Below are 18,261 nucleotides of genomic sequence, written 5' to 3'. Positions count from 1 at the left end.
CGCGGGTAGTAGCTCGTCTGACGGAGCGCTTCGCTGGCCGGAATACAACGCCTTGCGACACGGCCGTGGCCTCTGCATCATGCGGCAATTCACGCAACCGTGTTGAGCCAGCTTAGACGATCTCTTGGGTGCGTTAACGTAGGGAATCGAACAATGACGCCGGTCGATAAGCTCGATAAGCCGCCTCACAGAGCAGCAGGCGCGCGGCAAATCGACGATATATGAGTTCAGCCTCTTCGGGTATGCGCGGAGGTAGCTCGGTCTTGTTCGTTGCTCGGAACGTCTGGCTTCGTTTGAACTCTGCTGGCTGCACGGCAGCTTGCCCATCGGCCGAGCCAAGCTCCCAAATCGGAATCTTTCGTGAGCGACTTACCAAGAGCGGAGAATACAGCAGTGCTGATAGCTTGCTGCTGGCCGCGCAGGTGATCCTCGAGGAGTTTCTGTCGGGTAACGTAGCCGGCGTTCACGCCTGGAATCGAATGGTTCATAAGAAGCTTCGCATCGAATTCGGACACTCCAGCAGCCGATGCAACAGTGCGGAACGTTTGGCGAAGATCATTGCCCCATTTCGAGAGTGTACCCCGATCCTCCTTTGTTTCAGCTAGATGCCCTGACGCGCTGTCGCCGGGAAATACCCATTTCTGCGACTGCAACGGATAAATTTGTCTGCCGAATCGGATTGTCCGAATGAGACACAGGATCATTTCGCGGGAGAGCGGGATGTCAAAAGCTCGCTTCCTGCCACCCTTCGGTTTTTCGATATGCAAAGTCCGGCGGTGAAAATCGATGTGGCTTGGCTTTACTTGCTGCAACGCGGTGGTCCGGGAACCAGACAGCAGCGTGAGCAGATGAAATTCACGACGGACTGGATTCTCAAGAGCGGCCAACTCCCTGAACCATTCGGTCAGGTCGATGATGCCCATGCCAGTATCGCGACGTTTTTCCTCATTCCAGTCGATAGCGTCTGCTGGATTGTCGCGCGGCAGTGATCTGTTGGTCTTACGAGCGTGATTGTAAATTGCGCGCAGCGTTCGCATGCTGCCATTCGCAATATAGGGACCGTTCTGCTTCGTGAGGTCGTCGTGCTTGTTCGCAACACGAGCAGGATTCATCGCAAGTTCGCTCAATGGAGTATCAAGCCACTCCGCAAAGAGACGTTCTACATGGTCGCGATAACCACTTATGGTCTTCTCACTACGCCCCTTTCGGATCAGATGGGCCACCAGATATCGCTGCCATGCTTGCCTGAGTGTAACAGTCGCGCCGACCGTATTTCCGACCGGGACGGAGCCACTGTGCCCCACTTCCTTTGTCGCCTTCGGGTGCTGTCCCTTGCTGATCTGGGCCAGATATTCCTTCGCCATCGCGCGCGCGGTTCGGGTCGTCAACTCGCGCGTATCACCGATAGAGACTCTGATGGAAGATGACCGCTTTCCTCCTTGCCGGAGGTCGCCTTGGACAGTGAAGGTCCTTTTCCTCCGCCCCACGACGACGAAGAAGCCCTTCAACTCGGTGTCGCGGGCTAGGTACCATCCGTCCTTCGGGGTAGGTAACTGAGCGATGGTCTTGTCGCTCAGGAGAATGCGAGTGTTGTTCATTGGAGGGAGCAGTCAACTAAAACGGTTTTTCAAACGGTTTTGGCAAACCGGGGTGTTTGGGGGTTCGGGTTCGACGAACTGCGAAGCTATGCGAGAAATGCCCATAAACAAAGGACTTCTCGATCATCGTCGTAGCGCGTCGTGGATTCAGAAATTGCAGCGAAGCGCTGATTTTGAACTCTTAATCAGCGGGTCCCAGGTTCGAGCCCTGGTGCGCCCACCATGAACTCCTCAGCAATATCAAGCATCTAGCGTTCCATTCACTTAGCACAGAGTGTGAACGTTTAGACGCTTTTTGGGGCTATTTAGACGCTCTCGTACGACAAGTGTTCTTAGCCGTCGAAGTCGTCCGCATCGACTGGTGGGACGTTTTGGCTTCAGGGCGCGCTGGCGCAAGCAGGACCGGGCGCGCGTCGCTGCGGGGACTACGAAGTTCGCTAAGAGGCAAAGAAGACCCGCAAGTCGGCGGCCTGAGTGAAGAAGGCGGTCAAGAAGGTGGGCAACAGCCGGAAGCGCGTCGTAGCGACGCCTCGGACGCTGATCATTTGGCCTCGTCCGAGCAGTAGGACGGCCTCTGGCCGGCTCGGATGCAGGTCCGGTAAAGCCAAGGGGTGACGAAGGATCCCGCCCACATGCCGCGGCCGGCGGCTTGTGCTTTGGCTTGGGCCGCCGCGTAGTAGCGGCCGGAGTATTTCGGCCAATCCAGAGCCAGCCCCTTTCCGACAAGGTAATGGGCCATGTCGGGACCAGGATCGCCCACCTTGCAAACGGCGACGGTCCGGCCGTACTGGTCATGGTCTTTCGGTGCGGAGATGACCGGACGCTTAACCAGGTATAGGAGCGCATCTAACGCGGTCGCGGCCCGCTGGCCGCACTGGTAGAGCTCGCTATCACCGTTTCTGCAGAGTTGATCGCTTTCGGGGGCGTCGATGCCCCACAGTCGAATGCGCGTGCCGTGGATTTCGATCGTGTCGCCGTCGATCACGGTAGCCCGACCCGCAACATCATCTGCTGTCGCAGGTGTAGCGATGAACAAACCAGCCACCGCGGCAACGAGACGCCAGCACGACCTCTCACCTGACACCAAGATATCTTCTTCGCCTCGCCCCTGGCGACGATCCTGAGCGCATCGTCGGCCAATGGGCGCTGCAGTGCTTTCGCTTCGTCCCACGGTGCGCGCATCCAGACGTCGCGCTCCTCGTCGGTCGTCAAGATCACATGCATGGCTTTGGGATGGATCGGCTCGACGACTACGTTCGGCTCGGTCGTCAGGAAACCATAGACCAAGTGGGGCCCCGGGACCGGCGTGGATTTGGTGCCGCGGTCCCCCTTGAACTCGGTCCAGATGCCGGCGAACGAAGTCAACGGCCGGTCATCGCCGAGCGCGAACCAAACGACGTCCTTTTTCTTGGTCTCCGGATTTGCCTCGGGCGCATATTCGGCAAAGCTGTTAAATGGCACTAGGCAACGGTTTTCCAGCTTGAGCCACCCTCGCCAGTGCGGCGATGACGTATTACGGATGTTGGTCGCCGGTGGGCCGCCGGTGCGCGGCGGCGGAGGCATGCCCCAGCGCATCAGCACCATCTCGCGCTCGACGCCGGCATTGCGCACGACAGGAGCTGGGTAATCAGGGAAGACGCCCGGCATGGGGGCGAGGTTTCCGACGTATCGGTTGACGACCTTGAACAGGTTCAGGATCGCGGCTTGATTGGTGGTGATACTGTAAAGGTTGCACATCGGCGCTGTCAGTCACCTCTCCCCCGGCCACCATGTCGATGGCGGGTTCATGGTCGATATCCTATTGGTCCGCAGCGCCACAAGGTGGCTGCGCTTGAACGGATAGCCATTCGATCGAGAACACTGCTTGCACCGCATGTAACGCTCGAGCTCGTGGATCGGCGTCCACTTTGGGCGCCGGACGACGTCGAGCGCGACCGTCTGATGCGTTTCGCATCCAAGGCACTTCACTTCGAGGTAGCGATAGCCGGCGTTGAGCGCGTCGCCGAGCGCAGGGGACGGCTGAGCCGCCCCCTGGAATGCGAGCATGCGGGCGTTCCAGGCCTGGCAGGCCGCCACGTCGGCGTTCAGCCGCGCCTCCTCGGCCCGCTCGGCCAGATGCCGAACGGTGGCGCCGAACATATACTCGCGCGATTTCGAGCCCATGCTGGGCATCAAAGCGGGGGTCAGCGGTCGGCGCAAATCGTCAACATGTGGGGCACGGAACGCGGGTAAGCCACTGCAGATCGCAGTCATTTCCCAGCACATAGCTTGTGGCTAAGCCTTGCAAATCCACCCACGAAACACTGTAACCTATTGCGCGGTTGCATAAACCACCTGAAAAGTGAGCAAAATACATCTCTGGAATCAATCGGGAGCAGACGCGGGCCCCGACGGGACGGGCAAATCAATGGTCGACTTGTCAATGCTGACGGACGCCAGTGAGTTCGCGACCTGGCTGCGGCCGCAGCCGCTACAGTGGTCGACGGTCATTGCCGTTCGGGCGTCCCTAAGGATCCTACCTGCCTCTCAGTTGGATCAGCTCGGAGATCTGAACGTACTTTCGATTTTTCGTGCAAATTCGCTAGCCCGGTTTTCTGCCAAACATCCGAACGACGCGGTGGACTTACCTTTCGTCAGGCTGGCTGTGGAGGCAAGCACACAAGCCGCATCGGTTCCGTCGGCCAGCGCTCAATCAGCGTCGGCCGCCGCCCGGGTCGCCGCAGAGGTCGCTAAGGCTCGTATTACTCGGACGGAGGCCGCTTCCGCGCACTCCGCTGCGGCCAACGCCGTTTCAGAAGCATTCCGTGCCGCGGCCATGATGGATGTTGCTGCAGAATTTCTGAGAGCTGTGACTGTCGACATAGAGCGCCTGCAAACGGGCGCTTCTACCTTTGAACAGTTGGCGGATGAGCCACCTTGGCCTAACGGGCCACCCGCAAAATTCGATCATTGGTGGCAACGGCTATCGCAGCACATGCTCGACGATGGTGATCACTGGGAGGTGTGGATCAGTTGGTACGAAGCTCTCCTTCATGGTCCGCGCATGGCCAAGCTTGCAGATGCTGCCGTGACGGATGTTCCTGGAGATTTGCCTTGGGATCAGGGTGCGGAAGCCGTTAATGCCGAGATCGAACGTCGATTGTGGGCCACGCAACCTGATCCCGTTGCAGTCGAGGGTATCGTCAGTCCGATAACGATCAACCGTCTTCCGAACGGCCGTATCGGAACTGAGCCCGGCTCCTTTTCATTGCCAACGTTGCCACCATCCTTCACGTCCGGCCACCACCGCGACGCGCTGATGGCGTGTCGAAGTCGAGCACTGCAGCTTGCAGAACTGGCGTCATCACCGAAATTCCAAAGCCGCTCTGACTACGCGCAGATTCTTACCGCCTACGTCGAATGGCTACCGACTGAGATCGGAACGGGAAATATGTTGCTGGCGGACGGCGAAGCCAGAACCCTCAACAAGCTTTTTACAGCAGATGAACCTATTCTCTCTCCCGCGTTCGCGAGCAAGCTTGCCGTCTTGCTGGAGGATCATATCGGTCTACGATCGTTCTATCCCGAGATTGAAAAGCACTACCATGCAGTGTCGATCGGCCGCCTGGTAAAGCCGCTTGCGCGAGACGCGGTCGAGGCAATTCAGAGGATAATTCACGCTCAGACTCCAGAAGTCTTCGATGAAACTCTCTCGCCCGCGATCGATGAAGCGACCAAACCGGAGCAGGATTTCAAGGCGCTGCCAGCTGAAGACCTGCCGCCGGCAGACGCAACTCGGCCGAAGCCACCGAAGGATCCAATCGCTGATGCCGATCCCCAAAAGTCGCGAAGCTACATCATCGCCAGCGCCTTCAATCGGATCTGGTGGATTCTACAAAAGGGGAAGGAAACCGCGCAGGCCGCCGAAGGTTGGCGGAGGACGTATCATCTGCTGAGGCCGCACATTGGTCCGATCATCGATTTTCTGAGAGACTTTGGATCAGGTGGTCATGGCGGCGGCCCGCCCCTTCCGCCAACCATTGGCGCATAACCACAGTTCTCAAGGGGGAGTGCCGAGTTCAATATCTCAGCGGCACGAAGGCTATGTCACCACTGGTTGTTGGCCTCCTCAAAGCACCCAAACCATTTCCGGATGCTGTAAAGTGAACATTCAGCTGTCCGGATGGAGCGCGATGGAGCCAATATTTTAGGTTTGGATGCTCTCCGGCCCGGACATCAAAGATGGTGCTTAGGTGAGTGAGGACATCGTGAAAGACGATGTATTCGACCTTTAGGTCAGTATCGACCGGAGGCAGAAGTGCGATGTTGCTCAGGATGCTGTCGACTACTTCTCGCCGACTTCGTCCAGTGTTGACGCCGAAGTTGGTTGTGAAGCCGCTGTAACTGGGACCAAAATTATTACGGACAAAGAGAGTGTCGAGCCGCGTGCAGGTCAAGACTGTGGTGAGAACGTCGTTCGACAGTTGATCCGCCATTTCTCCTCTGAGGATAACATGCAAGGTGTCGGGAGCCCAGCAAAGCCCCTTCTTGCTCACCGAACAGCCGGCTATCGCGCCACCGATCCCGTGCGTCTCCAAGATATTGAGGAGAATGCTGACGCGCTGCGAGATGCAAACGGTGCAAGCAAGACGATCCGTTACGTCAGAGTTGAGCGGCATCGTCTGTAGAGCAGAGCGAAGATATTCCTTGTCTTCTGCAGCGATATTGCCAATGCTTGCAGATGTCACTTCAGTTCCGGCAACCGACGTCGCATCGTATCTTACAAGGTGCGGCCCGCCCTCGTCGTGGTAGGCGAGCAAAGCTTGTAAATTTCGCCCATCGTGTGAACTTGCCCAGGCGTTGCCGAACGCCTGCTGGGGAGACCACATGCGCGACGCACTGATGTAGTTGGAAAATAGATCGTTGATCGGGGATGCGTCCCCCGCAAACGCTGCGGCCGTCTCGCCGTGCCTCAGGATCTTTAGGGCGGACTCTTCGACGTTGAAAACGGGGGTCTGAGGCTGCTTTTCTCCAAACGTGCTGTACTCGGTGTTCAGCGGTCTGTGCGGAACGGTCACGGCTGAATCGGCAGTAAGGTAAACCGCTTCTGAATCGATGAAGCCAACACAAAGCGTCATTCGTTGATCCTGATGTGATGTTGGCAACCGGTGCCCCTGAGCGCCATTTCGCTTCAATTTCTCCGGTCGCCCTACTGTTTTCTATACGGCTGCGTACGGACGCCGCCCGATGCCGGTTGAACAGCCTCAAGCAAGCGCTCAGGTGCCTTCGTTCGATGCAAGTCCCGAGCTTGCCGAGACCCTGCCGTGAAACATTGCCTCAAGCTTGCGTGCGGCACTCTCCGCCAACCTCACGTCGCGGCCGAGATAGTGCTTATCTAGGATGGTCTCTACGTCTTTCAGGCTGTGGCCAGTGAAGGTCGCGATCTCCGGGACTGTCGATCCGGCAAGCGCCAAACGGATCACCGCCGAGCCGCGCAGATCGTGAAATGTCAGATCCTCATTGATCCGGGCGCTGGCGAATGCCTTGCCCCATGACGAGCGAAACCCATCCTTGGTCCATGGGCGATCGCGAGTGTTCATCAGAATGAAGATGCCTCGCTTCTTGCTCGCGTCGAGATAGGTTTTAAGTGGCCCGCTGACTGGAATGGTCACCCGCTTTGCCTTGCTCCTCTTGCCGTGACGGATCGACTTGGATTGAATGAGGCGGATATATCTTCCGTCATAATCGGACCATTTCAGCTTCAGAAGGTCGCCTTCACGCTGGCCGGTCCAAAGTGCAAGCATCATGGCATCGACCAGAGGCGGGGCTGCGGCTTCGATCATCTGCTGGATGGCGTTCTCACCCCAAACCTTCTCCAGGCGATCGCCGCTTTCATAAAGCCGGCCGCCGCGCTCGCAGGGATTAATTGTGATGCGTCCGCGATCCTTGGCAACGGAGAAAATACGGGCCATCACTGTCCAGGCGTAGTCCGCCTTGCGTGGGTTGTTGGCCATGCTGTCGCGCCAGGACTTGAACTCACCGCGAGCACCGGGCTCTTCGATTGCCTCGAGGGGCATGTCGCCAAACTCTTCCTCGATTAATTTGATGTAGCGAAGGTAATCTTTCTTCGTCTTGTCGCTGAGCTGTTTGAACTCAGACGAGATCTTGAATTCTGCGATCAGCGCGAAAACCAGGCCCTGTTTCGGCTTCTTCCTGGAGGCGATATGCTCGTTGTACTCGCGGATAAAATCCTGGGTGCCGTACTTGGCCTTAATGCGTGGGCCTTTCTTCCAAGCGTAGTAGTACTTGACGAGAGTGCCATTGGCCAACTTGGCTTGGGTCCAATATAGGCCCACCAGGTTCATACGCATTGCTGGCTTCCAAAAGGTCTGAAACGAAAGTCTATCACTATTGGCGTTTGTATCAGTCAATTTGTTCGAGCCGCACGCCTTGTCTTCCAGTCGGCCAAGGCGCTGCCTGACAGTGTCGTCGAGATGTTGGACGCGCGATCCAAGTATATATCAATGGCCTTGCGATCCCAGCGTTGTGTCCCCGGAATTGGACCGGGCACGATCCCTTTAATGACCCAGCTATCGAATGCTGCCTTAGTGTCGCATCCGCAGTATTCTGCTGCCTCATCCTTCGTCATACCTCTGGGCGCTACATTCCGAAATCGCGAAGGCAACTCGACCTGACCGCTTTTGCTCATTGAGACGTCCTAACGATCTGCAACCAGCAGAAATCTAGATACTTGACGGCTTCTTCGCGAGTATCGGTGTGGGGAAGTACATATACACTTCCCAAACTTAAGCTGCGGGCCGCAGAAGATGTTTCAGATGATGAGAGCGAACGTCATGTCGCTCTCTGTCATCCGGCATAAGCTGCGTTCTGGTGGAACGGGACGGCGCGATCGAGGTGACTTTACAGGCGAGGGATCACTGTGATCGGCCGGAGTATGCCGTATCGCAATACCAATGGTGTTCGCGGTGGCACGTAGACGTAGTAGTCAGGGGGCTGAATGAACTGACAGTGCGATCCCCTAAGGCCAGTGCAGGCATCGTGTTCGTGGACCTGTCCGCAGTACGGGCAAATAACTTTGACCACGTCCCGAAATTCCCAAGGGAAGATATGCACGCTCCTTTCAAAAGCGGTGGCAATTGGGCGACCTGTCCGAACGTGAACATAGAAGCCGCTGTCGGCATCGTAGTGGAAGTCGTTCATCGCATGACCCCCGCTGTGCTTGCCAGACTCAAGACGTATTCGTTGAAGCCCCAGTCCTTCCAATTGATGCCTTCAGGTGTTGCACTTCCCCGGCCAAGCAGGTCGACCAGGTGTGCAGTCAATCGGCAGACTTCATCGCCGCTGAGATCGTTAGTCTGATCTCCATAAATCTTACGCAGATGCGGCCTCCAGATCTCATGCGGTTCGCGGGTGTCGCCAAGCCAAGCCAAAATATGATCGACCCGAAAAACCAAGGTGTTGGTACGGAACCACTTTCGCGGCATTGGTGGGGGGAGGATGGTACGGTAGTGCCACACGTTCAGGAGCGCTCGGTCTACGCTGAGAGCCTTGGCGAGAATTTTTGTGCCAACCACACCCCAAGGATTTTGACCGGCAAGATCCAGTTCGTCCGGGGAAGGGAGATGATGGAGGCCTGTGGACGATGCTCTCGTCCTTCTAATATCAGCCGGCTGCGCCGCTCCCTCCGTTGGGGAGGAGTGGGGTTTGCAGAGAGTGGAGGAGGTGGAGGAGTTTTTCATTGTTGTGATCTCGAGTAACTAGTTCTGTATTGAACGTCTGCTGACTAACGTCACCGTCACCACTCCTCCACGGCGGATGTCACCCCGGAGGAGGCGTAGTGGCGGGTCGGGCTACCGCCCAGGCTCCCAACGCAGGCCATGCCAGACCTGACCCTTGTTGGTCTTCCTCTGGCGGAAATGCTTGCGGAGGAGATTTTCCTTGAACTTCCGCATTGACCAATCGGGATGGCCCTGCGAGCGCGTCCAGAAGCGAAAATGCTGAAACAACTCGCTCGCTCCGACCTGGAGCTCGTCGGCCTGCTTGCATTCTTCTGTGAGGAACGCACCCAGGACATCGACATCCTGCCGATAAGACTGCCGTGCGTCCCTGATCGATGCCGGTGGGACGATGCCGGATTTCAGCCAGTCCTGAGCGCCCTCGACGAGCCAACGAAGAATTCCGGGAGCTTCGGCGCGAAGCTTATCGAGTAGAAGAGGATCGGTCTCTTCATCCGGGATCACGATCTTGAAGGGGATCGGGATGAGCCGGCGCCACAAGCCGTAATCCTCAGCGTCAGCCTCGGGGAGGTAGTTGGTCACGAACCAGTGCTTCGCCGTCGGCGAAAATTCGAACTCATTACCGAACAGGAAACGAGCCGAGATCTTGGCATCGCCCGTGAGCGACTTTAGCAGGGCGGCGTCGAAGCTCTGGCCTTCGGGAATCTCGGACGTGTAGGCGAACCGTACCCCAGCCAGTGAGGCGATGTCCGACCTGATACCGCTCTTGCCCTTCAGAAAGCTTCCCGACGCTACGGTGCGCGCGTAGGCTCCCAAGACGTGCGCAATGGCGTCTATAAACGTGTTCTTGCCGTTGCGGCCGATACCATACCCGATGAAAAAGATCTGCTCGCGTACCTCGCCCAGCATGGAGTAGCCGGCGGCCCGCTTCACGAATGCAATCATCTCAGCATCGTTATCGAACGTGCGCGTCAAGAAGCGGTGCCAAGTGGGTGCTTCGGCTGCGGCATTGAACTCAACGTCGAGGTTCTTCGTGAGCAAATCTTCGGGCCGGTGCTGGCGGAACTCAATCTCACCACTCGCCGCAAATCGAAGGACGCCATTCGACACGGAGATAAGGTCGGCGTGCTGGTCAAAGCTCGTTCTCGACCACGAAATCTCGGGCTCAGACTTGGTGAGGTTGAGGACCGCTGCGATGTCACGGCCCTGGCCGAGGCGCCGGGCGACCTTCGACAAGCTCTTGCGAAGGTCCAAGTCGGGGAGGGCCTCGGCATGCTCGATAAGCAGCTTGACCCATCCCTTGATCCGCCTCTCGACGTCACCGGTGATGTCTTTCTGCCAGACCCGGCCGTCAAAAACACGCCAGGTCTTTTCTTCGGGTACCCATGAGGCGTAGCCGCGAATGAGTTTCCCGAAGTGCTCTGCCGCTTCGATGTGGGTCGTGGGAATGACGGTAGGCACCCAATCGAATGCGGACTTGACCAGCCGCTCCACCTCTCCGTCAGGTAGCGGCGGACGACAACGGCCCTGATTCATCTGGTTGATAGCTGCGAGGACCTCATCCTGGGCGAGGCCATGCAGACGAAGTCTGGTAGCCTCGCGGTGCAGATTAGTGTTCCGGCTTCCCTCGGGGATAGATGCTCCAGCTGCTGCGCCCGAAACGCTTTTTCCGGGGCTCGGAACAAGGTTCTGCAGAATAACATCCGGGACAGTAGCGATAGGAATCGCCGGATCGACGAATTCGTAGCGACCACCGTTCGAATGGACAGAACCAGGGCCAATGACAAGATTGCCGTCGGCGCGGATGTCGACGCCGGCATAGCCCATGAAGGGGGCGGGCCCCTTAACGCGGTGCGGCAACCCGCTCGGCAGGGCGAAATAAAGATGCCGCCCTCCGCCACCGGTGCGACAGGTCAGAGTGAGGATATCGGCGATTCCGAGATCTGCCTTGAGCTGCTCCCAACTCTCGTCGCCACCATTCTTCGGATCAATGTCAACGACGAGCAGGCCAGTGTCCCGGCCTGTTTTGACGCCAATGTTGTAGCCGTCTCGCGAGAACCATTCCCGGATCTGGTCCTCATTTGTGGTAGCGTGCTCCTGCCAGCCGGAGAGCGCCGGCACCTTGTCGCGAGCACGAGCAGGAAAGATCTTAAAGCCACGCCGGATAAGATCCAAAGCGGCGGTCAGGGTGGAATTCGTCTCAACACTACATAAGTCGTGCATTCTGTCGCTGAGGTGAATACTTCAATAAAGCCGCCACATGCTCACCAGCAGCGGGCGACGAACACCCTATGAATGTGAGTTTCATAGGGGGGTACGAATTAAGTCTCAGTGTCAGTCTCAGTCTCAGTGCAATCGTCAGTTTAGTAATGGCGGTTGTTCGTAAAGTATTCTCTTTGGATTTGAATGAGGTGGAGAGCCGTTGTCCAAGCTTCAAGCCTTCGATTTGTCGAGTAGATACACACTCCCCTTCGCCTGCCCATCGCCGTTTGTGTGCATTTGACTGCGCCAGCAGATCAGCAATCCGAAACGCTTCGAGGCATAACCCGACCGGTCTGACCCGGGTGGAGTATGAGGTCCTGGCTCTAGCTTCGAACCACACAATTTATCTGGTTAGCTGTTACTCGAGGTCCCGTATGCTAGTCCCCGGCTTGAGGCACTCGCTAAGACGCTTCTTCGTCACCTATTCCAATGCCAAGTACTCGTTCAGGATCCGCCTGATCATTTCCGGGCGCCCGGGCTTATCTGGTTGCCGCTTGATCCATGCGTCAAGGGCAGCCAGCTGCTCAGGAAGCAGGCGCACCATAATCGGCGTCGCGTATGTCGGTGGTCTTCCGAACCTACGTGCTTTCTTTTTTTGATTGTATCCGGAACTCATTGCGACTTTCCAATATTAACAAGTCGGCGGTGCGCAGGGCCGTCGCCTGTCCGACTAAAGCGGTCTTTTCATATTGAGCAAAACCAAAGGCTTTTTCAATGACAGCAGATGAAATCGATCTGATCGGCGCCTTGGCCGCGGCCCTGGCACTCGAATTTGGGGACGTCGACGACGAAGATCTCCCCAGCATTCACGAGGGCATCGATCTCCTGACGCGAGCGCGGCAGTGCATCGAATGTTGGGGCCGCACGTGCCCCGATCCTGTCGGACTTCTCATCGAGCACTACAAGCAGCGTGTTCAGCCATGACCACGATCCGCTCGACGGGCTGGTTTGTCAGGCCGGCACATCAATCAATCCGAAAATGTCTTTAGCTGATCTCACCGTGGAGAGAAAATGTTGCAGTTGGTCCTTTTTGCAATTCGCTGTGTCGACACCAAAGAGGCTGTCGGGCTCTATTGGGCGCCGGACCTTGAGACGCTGTGGTGGATGGTCGAAGCGATCATCGATCCTGACGACTGTGAATATTGTGTGGTCGACGCTCCGGCGGCCATAACCTGGCCGGGCAAAGTGCCTGCAATCGGCGTCGAACGCGGGGAAGTCGATGAGGACATCGAGGCACTGTCACGCGACGTGTCATTCGAATTCGCGCTCTCAGACGTCGTCGGCGGCGAAATCATAAAGGGCTGGATTAGGATGCCGTCTGCTCCCGAGCCGGAGGAAGAGTATCCGGAGATTCTTAGAGAGTGGAAACGCTAGGGACTCAGAGCGAGAAATAGCGATACAGATCCGGCTGATGCCGCTCGAGCCTCAGCCGGATCCGATGCTGCTGGTGTGCGCAGCTCCCGCGCGGCGTTCGAGCCAGCCCATGGATTCAGCGAGCGTCGCTGCTACCGGATTTCAATCGAAATTCTGATGCGCGCGGGTTTCAAGACGATCGGTCAGCCGCAGTCACGCGCCCTTGATGGTCCACCGTGACATCGAAGGGGTGGATGGTTTTATAGGGGCGACGATCGCATCGCGTTGGCATAGTGCCGCGGAGATCGCGCTCAAAAATTTCTAAATTTCGGCACTATTATCATCTCCGACGAGACTCGTAGATAGTGAGCTGATCGAGGGGGCATGAAGATCGCCGAACTCGGTATCGACTAGCTGCGCTCCCACCTCGACCGATACGTCATAACGTCCGTGGTCAGGCGGCGGCTGTCGAGCAACAACGTAACTTCCTTGACCTCGCGCCGTGCAATCACGGGATCGACCGTCCAGGCGATGGCGTGAAGGGTGATGTTCCGGAGACGACGTGGGTATCCCGTCTAACTGATGCGTAAGGATCGACCTTGGATCGGTCTCGTGATGACGATCGCGCAGAATCTGAACTCGTCGAAGATCTCGCACTCTGCTCTAGATGTGAGCCAAGGTAGATCTAAAACTGATAGTTGCATTTGGAAAGTTTCTCATCTTGACGTTCACTGTTTGTGCCAAAGGTGTGTTTTAAGTAGATAAATCAATCGGTTATTTGGTCGGAGGGGAAGATCTCGCTAATCGTAGCCATGATCGGATCTTTGCCAGGTAGTGAGATACCTGATTTTCAACCCGAACCGTGTAAATACGGTGTTCCAGAGACGCGATGGCCAGGGGCTGCATGCCTTCTCCAATACTGGCAGTGAGGGCGGGACTGAAGTTCAGTTGTATAAGAAAGAATTGACACGTACTTGTTTCGAGTGACTACAGTGGGGGCAGTCTTGGGGGTTCTCGGTACACCGTTGCTCTGGCGTGGCTGGTTTCGCCTGGCGCTTTTCTGGGGAAGCTTCGCGGCCACTCTAATTGCAATGGCCCGATTCGCTCCCCACTCAGATTGGAACCATGTTCTCGATGTGCTGCGAGAAGTCAGCAACGGGGACATCGAGCACGTGTCAGAGCGGAGCTTCGCTTTTGCGTTATCGTCCGGGATCGGACAAATAGCGATCGCGCTCGCCGGCGCCTTCTTGATCTCGCACGTACTTCTGCTTCGAGCTACGTTGAGGGGCGCCCGAGGTTTCCTCGGGCGTCCCGGTGATTTTGCAGGTTTCGCGCTGGCATTTGACGGGATTTCAGGCCGACTGGAGTGCAATGCTGTGGTCGGCCACGGATGGCGCCAATTCTCGGCGACAGTTATCCGAGACGACAACGTAGTTCGGTATACCGTCCGGCCGCAAACTTACATCAACCTAGCCGATGCTCGTGGTGAGCTCTTCGGGCTCAAGATGATGAGTTCGATCCCAGGCTACTTCGTCGGGCTCGGACTCCTCTTGACATTCATTGGTCTTGTCTTGGCGCTAAATCGGGCTGCGGGCAGCACTGCTGCAGGTTCAGCTGAGGCAATGACCACTTCTCTGAACGAACTGCTCGCTGCGGCGACATTCAAGTTCTCAACCTCAATCGCGGGTTTGGGTGCGTCGTTGGGGTTGGCCCTGACGTTTCGAACGTACCAGATTTGGATCGAGGGCGCTTTCGAGGGGCTATCACGCGCGATCGAGCAGCGGATGATATTTTCGCCGCCCCAGCGCATTGCAGAAGAGTCGCGTCAGATACTCGCTGCGCAAAGGGATCAGTTGAAGGAGATAAACAGCGAACGCTTCTTTGCGCGTCTCGGCGAGTCGGTGGCTCCGGCGTTAGGGAGTGCGATAACGAAAGCAGTCGCTCCTCTTTCGGATCGGCTCGAGCGGACCACGGAGGAACTCGCGCGAACCTCCCGGACGGGTGCGGACAGCTTGGTTCAAAATTTCGTCGAGCGGCTTGATCAAGGTGCCAGTCGTGAGATGCGAGAGATTGTTGATACGCTCAAGAGCCTTCGCGACTCGCTGGACAAGACACAACACAACTTGTCGGGTTCAGGACAAGACTTCTCTAGCAAGTTAACGCAAGCGGCGGAGGCGATCGGCAAGGTGCTCGCCACCGCGAGTGAGAACCTGAGCGGCTCTGCGGCGGATGTCGCAAAATCGGTTCAAGCCGGTCTTGCTCAGGTAATGGAAAGTCTTGAAGCGCAATCGAAGGGGTTCGGCGGTACGCTTACAGATCTGCAGAAGCGACTTGCTGATCAGCTGGAGGAAAGCACTCGGCGATCCGTAACTGCAGGAGAGCAAGCGGCCGCGGCCGTGCATGCCGGCATAGATGAAGTGGTTGGGGTGCTACGGAGCGATATTGCCGCTCTTTCTGACACATTGCGATCAGTCTCATTGGCTCTTTCTGGGCAAACTGCGCAAATCGAGACGATCAGCGATCGTTCGAGAGAGACGGCTGATGCGTTCAGCCAAGTGGCAAGTGATGTCCGTTCAGCGAGCGAGCCACTTTTGATGCATTCAGCTCGTGTCGCCGAATCGACTGAGCGCATGAGTACGTCCATGGCGGAATCTGTGGAAGCACTTTCCAGCACGCAGGAATCTGCGGACAACGTTGCTGAAAAACTTTCAGCGCATCTCGCTCAGATCGCACAGGTCTGGGATCAGTACGAAACAAGGTTCAAGTCGGTTGACGAAGACCTCGGCAGGGCCGCAGACCGCTTTCACGAGGAGGTTTCTCGGCATCAGGAGTCTATGCGCGACTTCGTCAAGCAAATAGACGATCACACGGGAGCCATCTTGGGCAAGATTAGCTCCGCAGTGGTAAGTCTTTCTGAGAACGTGGAGACCCTCCATGAAACGCTCGACGGGTTTCTGCAGGCCATGATTACCCGTGAGCCTGCCGAGTAACATGATATGACCTACCACGATGCAGCTTCCGACTTGCCGCCTCAAGGTTCTTCGGATTCGCATGAGGAGGGCGAAAATTATTTCATTTCGATGACGGACATGATGGTGGGGGTGCTGTTCATCTTCATCATCTTGTTGATGAGCTTCGCTCTTCTGTTTCGGCAGCAGACTGATGTCCAGGTGGCCAAGACAAAGGTCCAATCCAAGAAGATTGAGGTCGCAGAATCGGTAGGACGAGAGCTTGACGAGACGGAATTGCGGATCCGGAGGCGGCTTGACGAAATTCGCGAAGCAAGTGAACTGCGCCTGCGCCTCCTTACTGAAGTTCGAGATCAATTGAGTCGGGAAGGGCTAACTGTTGAGATATCGCCCTCAGGTGATGTGCTCCGCCTGACGGAAGCCGCGGTTCAGTTTCCAGTCAACAATTTTTCTCTTCTTGGTGACGCAAAGAAGAATGTTGACAAGATTGCGCATGTCCTCTCTCGGGTGTTGCCTGCCTATTCGATCTGTCCCGGCCCGCGCTCTCAGTTCGCATGTCGGAATCCCGATCAAGCATCGGTCGAAACTGTTTTCATTGAGGGGCACACCGACGAGACTGGGAATGATGATCAGAATTGGTCGCTCTCGGCTCAGCGTGCTGCCAGTACCTATCGCGAGCTTATAGCAGTAGCGCCGGAGCTCCGTAGGATCGTCAATCGGCGTAAACAAGAGATTCTATCGATTTCAGGATATTCGTCGACCCGTCCGATTGATCCGTCAGAAACTACAATCGCTCGGGGAAGAAATCGCAGGATCGATTTGCGATTCGTGATGGATACTGACCCGACCTCTGGACTTGAGGAGGTGCAGGGCCTGCTTCAGAGGATGAGGGCTGCCATTCAGGAACTGAAGGGTGGTTCCCTATGATCTTCCGTGACGCTTTAAAAGCGCGGAGAAGGCTTCCCCCGCCATTGTGCGGACCGACAGCGGTGGCGCGCCTTCTTTCAACGCTATCGGCAAGACCATCTGGCGAGTTCGCGAAACCGACGGTTGATCTCAATGCAGTAGCGGAGAGGTTTGTTTACCAACTGTCTCGCGGTGGAGAGCCCACCGTCGGAGACTGGAACAAGATCACCTGGTGCATTTGGACAACGAAACCTGCCATAGCGGAGTACAATGGCGCTCTCGAGGCTGTCCTCGCGCGAGTGGCTGAGATGAGACGCAAGCGCCCCTATCGCCAGCTCGCCTCTGTGTATTTGATGGAGTTCGCACCAAATCGACCTCAATTAGATCGAATATCATACGTCCTCAGCAGCTTTGCGCCCGTTGCAGGAGAACCGTGGATCGGTCTGAACGCTCGATATGACATTTTCAATGGAGCTGCTCGAATCGTTCAACTGGCACAGGCAGCGCTTGGCAAGCAGCTGAACGTCCAAGCATTTCTGGAGACGATTGGACTTTCCAGCTCATTCGCTGAGGGAGAATTTGCGGCATTCATGCACGCAGCGGGACTCAAAATCTTGCAAGGAGCTCCCATCGTGGCGGCTCCGGAGCGACTGGACATCATTCGCAGATGGTGCCTCGGACCAGATGACAGGCTCATCTTCCCTGTCTGGCGCAAGGAAATGGCGCGTGCGCTGACGTTGCCTTTCGGAAACGCGCTTCCGGCTCAGGCCGATCGAGACCTTATTTCCAACTTCTTGGTTGGCCGTTTCGGCGATCCCAGAATCAATGGCGCGCAATGGATAGGTTTGGATGATGTCGCCGACATTTTGAAGCGGTGGCTAACCGAGCAGTCGTTGCGACAGTTCTTCGACGTTGTCGACAGAATAGCGCCGGATGGAGCCTGGAAATATCGTCGCAAATTCTGGCTCGCTTTTCATAATCATGGGCTTATCAGAAATGCCTGGGTTGTGTTCGGAGAGGATGGAGCCGCAGAGGCGCGCAGCGCATTTGGCCGCGAAGCGCCTTTTGGGGTCTTCAACTATGGCGGGCGTAAGGCTGTCCAAAGAGGTCACGCCGTGCTTCTGCTCGACTTCGGACAGTGCATCGTTGCGGATTGGAGCTACAACGGATTTTGCAATATTTGGCCGAACAATAGCCGGGCAAAGCCACCAGGTCTCAATTTGAGGGCATACAGCTCGGATGATGTCAGACGACCTGTTCCAACCGATCGCACCGAACAAAGTCTCACGCGCCACGACATCTTTGGTCATGGCGGTTCAGAAAATTACGTTTGGCAGAATCGAGTCGCCCGCAGATTGCAGGAATTGACGGGAGTTCGTATCCCGCAATCTGAATACACCGTGCGCTAAGATGGGAGCGTCCTTCAAGGCTGAGTTT

At 56.7% G+C, this 18,261-nt stretch carries 13 protein-coding genes and 1 pseudogene; 6 read left to right on the top strand and 8 right to left on the bottom strand.

The window, feature by feature from the left end; genetic code table 11:
* Positions 1-227: 227 nt before the first annotated feature.
* From MTX19_RS29070 to MTX19_RS29055, 4 genes and pseudogenes are all read right to left on the bottom strand, one after another.
* On the bottom strand, positions 228-1,598 hold the full coding sequence (locus tag MTX19_RS29070; protein ID WP_280980450.1) for an integrase arm-type DNA-binding domain-containing protein: 1,371 nt from the start codon (positions 1,596-1,598) through the stop codon (positions 228-230).
* 541 nt (positions 1,599-2,139) lie between these two features.
* Entirely contained in the window at positions 2,140-2,583 is a 444-nt protein-coding gene (locus MTX19_RS29065) for a thermonuclease family protein (protein WP_280980449.1), read from the bottom strand.
* A 107-nt stretch (positions 2,584-2,690) separates the two neighbouring features.
* Positions 2,691-3,335: pseudogene (locus MTX19_RS29060) on the bottom strand (SOS response-associated peptidase family protein); the annotation flags it as partial.
* Between the two features lie 12 nt (positions 3,336-3,347).
* Complete coding sequence (locus MTX19_RS29055; RefSeq protein WP_280980448.1) at positions 3,348-3,761, bottom strand: hypothetical protein; 414 nt, start codon at positions 3,759-3,761, stop codon at positions 3,348-3,350.
* A gap of 259 nt (positions 3,762-4,020) precedes the next feature.
* On the opposite strand from MTX19_RS29055, the gene MTX19_RS29050 reads away from it, so the two are divergent.
* The gene (locus MTX19_RS29050; RefSeq protein ID WP_280980447.1) at positions 4,021-5,628 is read left to right on the top strand and encodes a hypothetical protein; all 1,608 of its coding nucleotides are present in this window, start codon (positions 4,021-4,023) and stop codon (positions 5,626-5,628) included.
* A gap of 28 nt (positions 5,629-5,656) precedes the next feature.
* On the opposite strand, the gene MTX19_RS29045 is transcribed toward MTX19_RS29050, so the two are convergent.
* From MTX19_RS29045 to MTX19_RS29030, 4 genes are all read right to left on the bottom strand, one after another.
* On the bottom strand, positions 5,657-6,715 hold the full coding sequence (locus tag MTX19_RS29045) for a hypothetical protein (protein WP_280980446.1): 1,059 nt from the start codon (positions 6,713-6,715) through the stop codon (positions 5,657-5,659).
* Positions 6,716-6,853: 138 nt separating this feature from the next.
* Positions 6,854-7,948 (bottom strand): tyrosine-type recombinase/integrase, encoded by a 1,095-nt coding sequence (locus tag MTX19_RS29040; RefSeq protein WP_280980445.1) that lies wholly within the window; start codon positions 7,946-7,948, stop codon positions 6,854-6,856.
* Between the two features lie 846 nt (positions 7,949-8,794).
* Complete coding sequence (locus MTX19_RS29035; protein ID WP_280980444.1) at positions 8,795-9,337, bottom strand: hypothetical protein; 543 nt, start codon at positions 9,335-9,337, stop codon at positions 8,795-8,797.
* 111 nt (positions 9,338-9,448) lie between these two features.
* Entirely contained in the window at positions 9,449-11,557 is a 2,109-nt protein-coding gene (locus tag MTX19_RS29030) for a phage/plasmid primase, P4 family (RefSeq protein WP_280980443.1), read from the bottom strand.
* Positions 11,558-12,310: 753 nt separating this feature from the next.
* On the opposite strand from MTX19_RS29030, the gene MTX19_RS29025 reads away from it, so the two are divergent.
* From MTX19_RS29025 to MTX19_RS29005, 5 genes are all read left to right on the top strand, one after another.
* The gene (locus MTX19_RS29025; protein ID WP_280980442.1) at positions 12,311-12,520 is read left to right on the top strand and encodes a hypothetical protein; all 210 of its coding nucleotides are present in this window, start codon (positions 12,311-12,313) and stop codon (positions 12,518-12,520) included.
* 87 nt (positions 12,521-12,607) lie between these two features.
* Positions 12,608-12,970 (top strand): hypothetical protein, encoded by a 363-nt coding sequence (locus tag MTX19_RS29020; RefSeq protein WP_280980441.1) that lies wholly within the window; start codon positions 12,608-12,610, stop codon positions 12,968-12,970.
* A 983-nt stretch (positions 12,971-13,953) separates the two neighbouring features.
* On the top strand, positions 13,954-15,939 hold the full coding sequence (gene zorA, locus MTX19_RS29015; RefSeq protein ID WP_280985588.1) for an anti-phage ZorAB system protein ZorA: 1,986 nt from the start codon (positions 13,954-13,956) through the stop codon (positions 15,937-15,939).
* A 6-nt stretch (positions 15,940-15,945) separates the two neighbouring features.
* Positions 15,946-16,845 (top strand): OmpA family protein, encoded by a 900-nt coding sequence (locus MTX19_RS29010; RefSeq protein ID WP_280980439.1) that lies wholly within the window; start codon positions 15,946-15,948, stop codon positions 16,843-16,845.
* Positions 16,842-18,233: an EH signature domain-containing protein gene (locus MTX19_RS29005; protein ID WP_280980438.1), complete on the top strand. Its 1,392-nt coding sequence runs from the start codon at positions 16,842-16,844 to the stop codon at positions 18,231-18,233. Before MTX19_RS29010 ends, MTX19_RS29005 begins: the two co-directional genes overlap by 4 nt.
* The last annotated feature ends 28 nt before the right edge of the window (positions 18,234-18,261 follow it).

Source organism: Bradyrhizobium sp. ISRA464, from assembly GCF_029910095.1.
GTDB lineage: Bacteria > Pseudomonadota > Alphaproteobacteria > Rhizobiales > Xanthobacteraceae > Bradyrhizobium.
The sequence above is the reverse complement of the archived record's forward strand: the minus strand, read 5'-3'. Positions and strand labels throughout refer to the sequence as shown.

Excerpts from the sequence above, each read along its gene's own strand:
- MTX19_RS29070 (WP_280980450.1), bottom strand. The coding sequence starts at position 1,598 with ATGAACAACACTCGCATTCTCCTGAGCGACAAGACCATCGCTCAGTTA.
- MTX19_RS29055 (WP_280980448.1), bottom strand. The coding sequence starts at position 3,761 with ATGGGCTCGAAATCGCGCGAGTATATGTTCGGCGCCACCGTTCGGCAT.
- MTX19_RS29050 (WP_280980447.1), top strand. The coding sequence starts at position 4,021 with ATGCTGACGGACGCCAGTGAGTTCGCGACCTGGCTGCGGCCGCAGCCG.
- MTX19_RS29045 (WP_280980446.1), bottom strand. The coding sequence starts at position 6,715 with ATGACGCTTTGTGTTGGCTTCATCGATTCAGAAGCGGTTTACCTTACT.
- MTX19_RS29040 (WP_280980445.1), bottom strand. The coding sequence starts at position 7,948 with ATGCGTATGAACCTGGTGGGCCTATATTGGACCCAAGCCAAGTTGGCC.
- MTX19_RS29035 (WP_280980444.1), bottom strand. The coding sequence starts at position 9,337 with ATGAAAAACTCCTCCACCTCCTCCACTCTCTGCAAACCCCACTCCTCC.
- MTX19_RS29030 (WP_280980443.1), bottom strand. The coding sequence starts at position 11,557 with ATGCACGACTTATGTAGTGTTGAGACGAATTCCACCCTGACCGCCGCT.
- MTX19_RS29025 (WP_280980442.1), top strand. The coding sequence starts at position 12,311 with ATGACAGCAGATGAAATCGATCTGATCGGCGCCTTGGCCGCGGCCCTG.
- MTX19_RS29020 (WP_280980441.1), top strand. The coding sequence starts at position 12,608 with ATGTTGCAGTTGGTCCTTTTTGCAATTCGCTGTGTCGACACCAAAGAG.
- MTX19_RS29010 (WP_280980439.1), top strand. The coding sequence starts at position 15,946 with ATGACCTACCACGATGCAGCTTCCGACTTGCCGCCTCAAGGTTCTTCG.
- MTX19_RS29005 (WP_280980438.1), top strand. The coding sequence starts at position 16,842 with ATGATCTTCCGTGACGCTTTAAAAGCGCGGAGAAGGCTTCCCCCGCCA.